Consider the following 7,626-nt stretch of genomic DNA (forward strand, 5'->3'; position numbering starts at 1 on the left):
ATATATTGCCAATCGACTTTTTACATCTATTGAAGAGTTAGAGTATTTATTGCACCGCCTCTTAAATGAAGGGCAATCAATAATTAAATGGGGTCGCAAAATCAAAAATAAGGGCAATGCTTGTATCACAGTTTAAATGTGCAACAGCTTAGCTGGCAGCGCTCTATCATGGCCGCTCCAAATGCCAGATGCCAAAGATCTATTATTCAAATAAGAATGAAAACAAAAACTAAAAACTGGTTTAAACTTGCTTTTCAGTTCAGAGGCTCAGTTATTTTAGCCATTTATCAACGAGTTATTGGGTTTGGCTTGTTTAGTTTTATTGTTTCTGTACTTTACTATTTCAACCTCCCTGTATCCCAACCTATTTTGGGAAGTATTATTCCCAGCATCGTCTTAGGCTTATTGCTGGTATTCCGAACTAATACGGCTTACGAACGGTTTTGGGAAGGTCGTAGGTTATGGGGAAATTTAGCCAACGACGCCCGTAAGATGGTTTGGCAAATTGGCGCAATGATGAACGACATTGAACCAGAAGATATAGCCAAAAGAATTGCACTCATTCGCCTCGTAGCTGCTTTCCCCGTAGCGTGTAAATTGTATCTTAGGTCAGAAGCTGTAAATAGCGAATTAGAAGAATTGATGTCTCCATCTCAGTATTTGCAGGTAAAGACAATCCACAATCCACCGCTACAGATTGTCTTTTGGATAGCAGATTACCTACAACAGCAGTATCAACGTGGTAACGCTGTCTTACATTACGGTCATGTAGTTTTTCTGCAAGCTACTATGAAGAGTATGATGGAGTCTGTAGGACACTGCGAACGCATTTTAAGAACGCCCCTCCCCCTAGCTTATTCCATTCATCTCAAGCAACTGTTATTAATTTACTGCCTGTTATTACCTTTTCAGCTAGTTAAAGATTTGGGATGGGGGACAGGCTTATTTGGGCGTTGCTTAATCAGGGTATGAAAAAAATCAGTTTAAAATCCAGAAGCTTTGTCGATACTGGTTTCTAGGACTGGCATATTTAGCCTTTCATACCGTAAATCAGCAACGCCGCAATTTCATTACCAAGCTTGGAGTATAGTTGATGCAGCACACGGCGTAAAAGTTAGCTATGCAAAAATTCTGGCACTCCAAGATTTGAATGAGGATGGTGTTTCTCTCAGAGGTGTAGATGCTATAGCAATCCTAAATCATTCGTAAACACCTGTAGGGGTAGTGCTACCCCTACTCCCCGTGCCTACCCCGTCCGCCGGGGCAACCACAGGGGGATTGCCCCTACCAAATTTATCAGCATATTTTACAACCCATTTAGGATTGCTATATTGGTGCAGAGTTAGTAGCTATTAATCTCTCTCGCGCCAATCTAAGTGAAACAAAATTGAGTGAAGCCGACCTCAGTAATGCTAATCTGAGCCACGCTAACCTCAATAATGCTAACCTCAGTCAGGCTAAATTGAGTGGTGCTAATCTCAATCATGCCAACCTGAGTTTTGCTCGTTTGAGTCAGGTTAATCTCAGTAGTGCCAACCTCAGCGGCGCTAATTTAATTTGTGCGGACTTGAGTAACGCAAATATGAGCGGTGTCAATTTGAGGGATGCTAGTTTGAGTGGTGCTAACCTGAAGAGTGCCTACCTAAGTGGTGCAAATCTAAAAGGTGCTAAAGTTAGCATTTCTGACCTGAGTGGTGCTTTGCTCGAAGGCGCTGTTATGCCTGATGGGTCGAAGTATAAGTCTCTGGAAGATGGGGTCACAAATAAATAAATTGATGCCAGCTTTTTTTATGACTTTGAGGTCTGCTTTTCTACTAAAAGGGTGACGACAACTTTAGTAGAAAACCTTTGGTTTACTGAAATGCGATATGCGAAAGGGTGCATCTCAATGAATGCAAATATATACAAAAAGCGCTAACATAAAAACCTAGTAAAAATACAAAAAAAAGGGGCTTTTCCGTACTTATTGTGCTAAAGTGTGGTTTTTCCTCACTTGGTCTGCTAAACATACCTGTCCGCTAGCCTAAAAGCTTTGATAGGTAATAAGTGTAGTCATTATCCTTAGCATTTGAGGCTAAGAATACGGGCGACCCACGGCTAGAACCCTTTATTGTACAGCAAAGTTATGATGCTTAATTACAAGTTAAGCATAACAGGTAATCAAGAGCCACTCTCGATCGCCAAATGCCAGTTTTTTTGGTGGAGCCGATCGCAAATTTCCTGTTCCTCAACCGCCAAATATTGCTGAAATTCTGGTTTCTCTATGCCGCTGCGCCACATTACCAGAGCATCTTCTCCGGTGTCTTCGTAGTATCGTTTCCGCCGCCCTGCCTCTTTAAACCCAAATTTTTGGTAAAGAGAAACTGCGGCTAAATTAGATTCCCGCACTTCTAAGGTTGCCCGTTCTAATTGTCTAGAGTGAGCCTTTGTTAGTAAAGCCCAAAGCAGAGCTTGTCCTAAACCCTGACCTTGAAAGCGAGGATGAATTGCCACAATTGTAATATGAGCTTCTTCTAAAATTGCCCACAGGCAACCCAAACCGATCAGGGTTGGGGTAAGTTTTGAGTTGGGAGTTGCTGGCGAGGATCTCTCAACACTGAGCGGTTTTGAGTTGAGAATGCTGTTCGGCTCGATCAACTCAAGTTCGCTGTCGAATCTTTCTGATTTGCCGACCCCGGTTTCCGATGCCCACAAACCCAGTAAATCGCTGTTAGGACTGCCTAACTCGCGCCCATAGCCTTCGATAGTCCAAAGCCCGCCAAAACAGAGCCGATCGAGTTCGACTGCACTGTTGAGGTGTTCTGCGACGAGATGTTTAATTTGTAGAAAACGCACGGCTGTAAATTGTACACTGGAAAACACAGTAGCGATTAGCTGTTTGTTGCTAGTTTTGAGTCATGACTCATAAGTCTCCAGACATAAGTCTACTGCCAACGACCAATGACTGCTGACTGCTGACTGCTGATTAATAACCTAGGATAGTTATTGCGCGATGGTATCAACTCAATCTGTAGGTGTCGAATCTGGACTCAAGTATCTGTCTGAGTCTCAAGATGCCCTGCAAAGTCGATCGCCCAATCAAGAACTGTTACCGCTGACAGCCAGTGTTAAGAGTCGCGATCGGCTGGAAATCGGAGGCTGCGAGGTGACAGCTTTGGTGGAGCAATTTGGCTCGCCGTTGTACATTTTAGACGAAGAAACGCTGCGGGCGGCTTGCACCCAGTACCGAGATGCTTTTAAACGGTACTATCCGGGATCTTCTCAAGTGCTCTATGCTTCTAAAGCTTGGAGTTGTTTGGCAGTTTGCGCGATCGCCGCTTCGGAAGGTTTAGGCATAGATGTGGTATCGGCGGGAGAAATCCACACTGCACTGCAAGCTGGCGTGAATCCCGATAAAATTTATTTTCACGGGAACAACAAATCCCCCGAAGAAATCCAGCTAGCTGTTGAAAGTGGCTGCGCGATCGTAGCAGACAATTGGCTCGATTTGGAGACTCTGGCAGAGTTGGGAAAATTGGATGTCAGCAGCAAAACCGGCGGGCCGATACGAGTTATGGTACGGTTTACTCCGGGAATTGAGTGTCACACCCACGACTACATTAAGACGGGTCAAATCGACAGTAAATTTGGCTTCGATCCCAATTCGCTCGATGAAGTATTTAAGTTCATCAGCCAACAGCCGTCGTTATTTTGCGTGGGAGTGCACGCTCACATCGGCTCTCAGATTTTTGAACTGCAACCCCATGACGATTTAGCAGATATCATAATTCAGGCCTTGACAAAAGCACTTAGTTATGATTTGCCAGCAACAGAAATTAATATTGGCGGGGGGTTGGGCATTCGCTATACTGAAGCGGACGATCCTCCCAGCATTGAAGATTGGGCTCGGACAATTTGCACCGCAGTGGTAGCAGCTTGCGAGCGGCAGCAATTGCCCTTACCGAAATTGCTTTGCGAACCCGGTCGATCGCTCGTGGGTACAGCCTGCGTCACCGCTTATACTGTTGGCTCTAAAAAAGTCATTCCCGAAATTCGGACGTATTTAGCAGTCGATGGCGGTATGTCGGACAACCCGCGTCCAATTACCTATCAATCAGTTTATCGAGTCCTCGCAGCCAGTAAAATGTCTGCGGCCTTAACGGAAACAGTGACAGTTGCTGGCAAACACTGCGAATCAGGCGATATTCTGATTAAAGATGCTAAGTTGCCGAATTGTGAGTCCGGAGATGTCCTTGTCGTTCCGGCTACAGGGGCATACAATTACAGCATGGCTTCTAACTACAACCGAGTTCCCAGACCGGCTGCGGTTTTGGTGAAAAATGGGGAAGTTAACACGATCATAGAGCGGGAAACTTACCAAGATTTGCTGAGGTTTGACCGCCTTCCGGTAGGACTCAGAGTTCAAAAGTAAAAAGCAAAAAGCAAAAAGCAAAAAGTAAAAAGAAAGATAATTTATTTTGAATTCTTGATGATTGTCTTTTAACTTTTTACTTTTGGCTTGTTCAGTCACGCGATTGGAATAACAACTGTTCATGGTTCATGGGTTCGAGTGCATCACGGTTCGCGGTTCACAGGCGGTAGCGTTCGATGAACCATGAACAATCAACAATCTGGCTTTGACTTGGCCCTGGTTCAGTCCTTATTGATTCAGGCGATCGATATTGGACTGGTATTTGCGCTTGCGTATTTGGTGCTCGTCATTGTTGGGGAGCGCAGAACGCTGTGGATGGTAAGGGGATTTATCATTTTGATGCTGGCGGCGGCGGTGAGCAACTGGGCTGGATTGAGGCTGTTGCACGTTGCCCTCAACAGCTTGGTGACTGGTTCGGCTGTGGCAATGGCGGTAATATTGCAGTCGGAGTTTCGCCGATTTCTGGAACAATTGGGTCGGGGGGAATTTCGGCAATTGTTTGGACGCGATCGCCGACCAAATCCCGAACCGGACAGCGTAATAGATGAAATTGTGGACGCAGTAAAAGAACTTTCGCAAAACCGCACGGGTGCTTTACTAATTATAGAAACAGATTCTCCGATCGACGATCGAGATTTTTCGGTGCCGGGACTAAAGCTAAATGCTGAAGTTTCTAAAGAATTGTTGCAGACAATCTTTCAGCCGCAAACTTTGCTGCACGACGGAGCTGTTTTGATTCGAGGTTCGCGGATCGTGTCGGCGGGGGTAATTTTGCCTTTGTCAGATCGCACTGCGTCGCGGCAGTTGGGAACCCGCCACCGGGCTGCGATGGGGATTACAGAACGGGTGCAAGCTTGCGTGTGCGTGGTAGTGTCGGAGGAAACTGGTTCTATTTCTTTAGCCCAGATGGGAACTTTAAATCGACCTTTGACTAGCAACAAACTTAAGGAATTGCTGGAAGCAAAGCTGTTTCCGTCGGAGGGAGAAAGAGTTGTGGCTCCAATTCCGATCGGCAATCTCGGACGCCAGATAGGATTGAAGGGAGTGACGCTATTAAAACGGATACTGCGCCGTTAGTCGGGTAATCGGGAGAAACCATGAGTCAAGGAATTTGCTTGGAAAAGTTGCCGGAGGATCTGCAACAGGAACTACTGCCTAAGCACATAGCAGTGATTATGGACGGGAACGGGCGCTGGGCTAAGAATAAGGGGTTGCCGCGGATTGCGGGACACCGCCGAGGAGCTAGCACTCTGAAGGAACTGCTGCGCTGCTGCAAAGATTGGGGGATTCCAGCTTTAACTGCCTATGCTTTTTCGACGGAGAATTGGGGGCGGCCGGCCGGGGAGGTGGATTTTTTAATGAGTTTGTTTGAGGGAAAGTTGCGGCAAGAATTGCGGGAGATGGTGGACGAGGACGTGCAAATTCAATTTATGGGGAATTTGCAGGCTTTGCCGAAGTCTTTGCAGGCGGAAATCGAGCGTTCTGTGACGGCCACTCAGCATAATCAGGGGATTTTGTTTACGGTGGCGACGAATTACGGGGGGCGTCAGGAGATTGTACAAGCTTGTCGGGCGATCGCCACTCAGGTGAAAGAGGGCAAGTTGCAGCCGGAGGAGATTGATGAGGTTTTATTTAAACGCTATTTGTATACTGCTGATGTTTGTGACCCGGATTTGCTGATCCGGACGAGTGGGGAAATGCGGTTGAGCAATTTTCTGCTATGGCAAATGGCTTATTCGGAAATTTACATTACTGAGACGCTGTGGCCGGATTTTGATCGATCGGAGTTTCACCGCGCTTTGTCTACTTATCAGCAACGTAACCGCCGATTTGGCAAAGTCTAACGATTTTGGATTTTAGATTTAGGATTTTAGATTAATTGTTCAGTTTCCAATTAGGTAGATTCTGAAATGTATTTCTCAATCTAAAATCTAAAATCGCCAATTTAAAATCAAATTAGGGGCCCGAGAAAACGGCAGCTTCAATGTCCTGACGCGAGAGGGAGTATTTGAAGGCTCGCTGAATATCTTTGCCGTCGGCTCCCGCATCGATGTAACGGATGGTGAGTTGGTCGATATCGAGGGATAGTTCTGCTTTCCAGGTAGGTCGATCAATCTGCCAGCAGTGGAGTTCTTGCCTGTCTTGCTGGCAGCCACGGCTGATTAGCCACTGCTCGATTTCCGGGAGCGGATGGTTGTACAAAGGAGTGTCCGCAGAAGGAAGAGTCATGGGATTTTAGATTTTAGATTTTAGATTTTAGATTGGGGATTCGGGATGGTGGGGATTTCGGATTGGGGATTTGAGGCTTTAATTGCCACGAATTAAGCCGATCGTGATCGCCAGTACCAAACATCCGATTAAGCTAGCTCCCATGATAAACAGGGCGAACATTTCTCCCGGGGAAAGAGGTCGATCCGTAGGGTCTAGGTAAGCGGAGTTGGAAGTTTTTTTGCCCGAGCCCGAAACCGGAGTATTAAAGCCTGGGGGCGGCCCAATCACGTTTAGGCGAGAATAGCCTATTTTGAGGTCGTAGGCGAGGCGACGTTCTGGGTTGCTGACGGTGGCGTAGGCGTTGTTGAGCTGCTGAAATTTAGCGGTGGCGACTGCGGGCGGCAGGCCAGTGGTATCGGGATGGTAGAGTTTGCTCAGTTCCCGGTATGATCGCCGAATTTCGATCGCGGAGGCTGAAGGATGCAGCCCTAACAAGCTGTAATGAGTGGAACCCAAGGGGGTTTTTCCGGGTATTTTTTGACTTTTGTTTTTTGCAGTTGCCTCGTTTCCTGCCACCGAAGCCCCTCTCTGCCTATTGTTAATAATATTTGATTATTTTAGCCCAGAGTTGAGGGTAGCGCCACTGTCTGTTAGATCGAGGGGTTGAGTCTGGGCGATCGGCTCAAGGTACGATCGCCCACTTTAAACTATGAATTGGTCGAGCGCAAATTCTGCACATCCTCAACGCTAAGCCCCGTAACTTGGGCGATCGTGGCATTATCTAGCTGTGAGAGTAATTGTCTGGCGATCGCGATCGCCTTGAATCGCATTCCTTGTTCTATGCCTTGTTCTATGCCTTGTTCTATGCCTTGTTCTATGCCTTGTTCTATGCCGTCCTGAACAGCCTTAATAATTGCTCCCTGTTGATCATAAATAAACTGTTCTCTTCTGTCCAAATCTTCCACTTCCTCTCGGCTCAAACTGGCTTGATTCGCAATATTAAA

Annotated in this window: 8 protein-coding genes and 2 pseudogenes; 6 read left to right on the forward strand and 4 right to left on the reverse strand. The window is 46.4% G+C overall.

The window, feature by feature from the left end:
• From QUA40_RS24670 to QUA40_RS24680, 3 genes and pseudogenes are all read left to right on the forward strand, one after another.
• Positions 1-136: pseudogene (locus tag QUA40_RS24670) on the forward strand (IS630 family transposase); the annotation flags it as partial.
• 80 nt (positions 137-216) lie between these two features.
• Positions 217-972, forward strand: coding sequence for a bestrophin family ion channel (locus tag QUA40_RS24675; protein ID WP_333130772.1), 756 nt, complete (start codon positions 217-219; stop codon positions 970-972).
• Positions 973-1,351: 379 nt separating this feature from the next.
• A complete protein-coding gene (locus QUA40_RS24680) occupies positions 1,352-1,771 on the forward strand; it encodes a pentapeptide repeat-containing protein (protein ID WP_333130797.1) in 420 nt (139 codons plus the stop codon).
• A gap of 389 nt (positions 1,772-2,160) precedes the next feature.
• On the opposite strand, the gene rimI is transcribed toward QUA40_RS24680, so the two are convergent.
• The gene (gene rimI / locus QUA40_RS24685) at positions 2,161-2,835 is read right to left on the reverse strand and encodes a ribosomal protein S18-alanine N-acetyltransferase (protein WP_333130774.1); all 675 of its coding nucleotides are present in this window, start codon (positions 2,833-2,835) and stop codon (positions 2,161-2,163) included.
• Between the two features lie 157 nt (positions 2,836-2,992).
• Here rimI and lysA point away from each other — a divergent pair, with 157 nt between their 5' ends.
• The 3 genes from lysA to QUA40_RS24700 all read left to right on the forward strand — a co-directional run bounded on the left by lysA (position 2,993) and on the right by QUA40_RS24700 (position 6,255).
• Complete coding sequence (gene lysA / locus QUA40_RS24690; protein ID WP_333130776.1) at positions 2,993-4,411, forward strand: diaminopimelate decarboxylase; 1,419 nt, start codon at positions 2,993-2,995, stop codon at positions 4,409-4,411.
• 183 nt (positions 4,412-4,594) lie between these two features.
• The gene (gene cdaA, locus QUA40_RS24695; RefSeq protein ID WP_333130778.1) at positions 4,595-5,488 is read left to right on the forward strand and encodes a diadenylate cyclase CdaA; all 894 of its coding nucleotides are present in this window, start codon (positions 4,595-4,597) and stop codon (positions 5,486-5,488) included.
• Between the two features lie 20 nt (positions 5,489-5,508).
• Positions 5,509-6,255 (forward strand): isoprenyl transferase, encoded by a 747-nt coding sequence (locus QUA40_RS24700; protein ID WP_172185480.1) that lies wholly within the window; start codon positions 5,509-5,511, stop codon positions 6,253-6,255.
• Positions 6,256-6,367: 112 nt separating this feature from the next.
• Here QUA40_RS24700 and QUA40_RS24705 read toward each other — a convergent pair whose 3' ends face one another.
• The 3 genes and pseudogenes from QUA40_RS24705 to QUA40_RS24715 all read right to left on the reverse strand — a co-directional run.
• Positions 6,368-6,640 carry a DUF3143 domain-containing protein gene (locus tag QUA40_RS24705; protein WP_333130780.1) on the reverse strand — a complete coding sequence of 91 codons (273 nt, stop codon included), beginning with the start codon at positions 6,638-6,640 and terminating at the stop codon, positions 6,368-6,370.
• A gap of 78 nt (positions 6,641-6,718) precedes the next feature.
• A complete protein-coding gene (locus tag QUA40_RS24710) occupies positions 6,719-7,198 on the reverse strand; it encodes a J domain-containing protein (protein WP_333130782.1) in 480 nt (159 codons plus the stop codon).
• Positions 7,199-7,329: 131 nt separating this feature from the next.
• Positions 7,330-7,626: pseudogene (locus QUA40_RS24715) on the reverse strand (Rpn family recombination-promoting nuclease/putative transposase); the annotation flags it as partial.

The sequence above is a fragment of the Microcoleus sp. Pol11C3 genome, assembly GCF_036701485.1.
In the GTDB taxonomy this organism is placed as follows: Bacteria; Cyanobacteriota; Cyanobacteriia; order Cyanobacteriales; family Microcoleaceae; genus Microcoleus.

Coding starts and splice junctions, on each gene's coding strand:
- QUA40_RS24675 (WP_333130772.1), top strand. CDS start 217: ATGAAAACAAAAACTAAAAACTGGTTTAAACTTGCTTTTCAGTTCAGA.
- lysA (WP_333130776.1), top strand. CDS start 2,993: ATGGTATCAACTCAATCTGTAGGTGTCGAATCTGGACTCAAGTATCTG.
- cdaA (WP_333130778.1), top strand. CDS start 4,595: ATGAACAATCAACAATCTGGCTTTGACTTGGCCCTGGTTCAGTCCTTA.
- QUA40_RS24700 (WP_172185480.1), top strand. CDS start 5,509: ATGAGTCAAGGAATTTGCTTGGAAAAGTTGCCGGAGGATCTGCAACAG.
- QUA40_RS24705 (WP_333130780.1), bottom strand. CDS start 6,640: ATGACTCTTCCTTCTGCGGACACTCCTTTGTACAACCATCCGCTCCCG.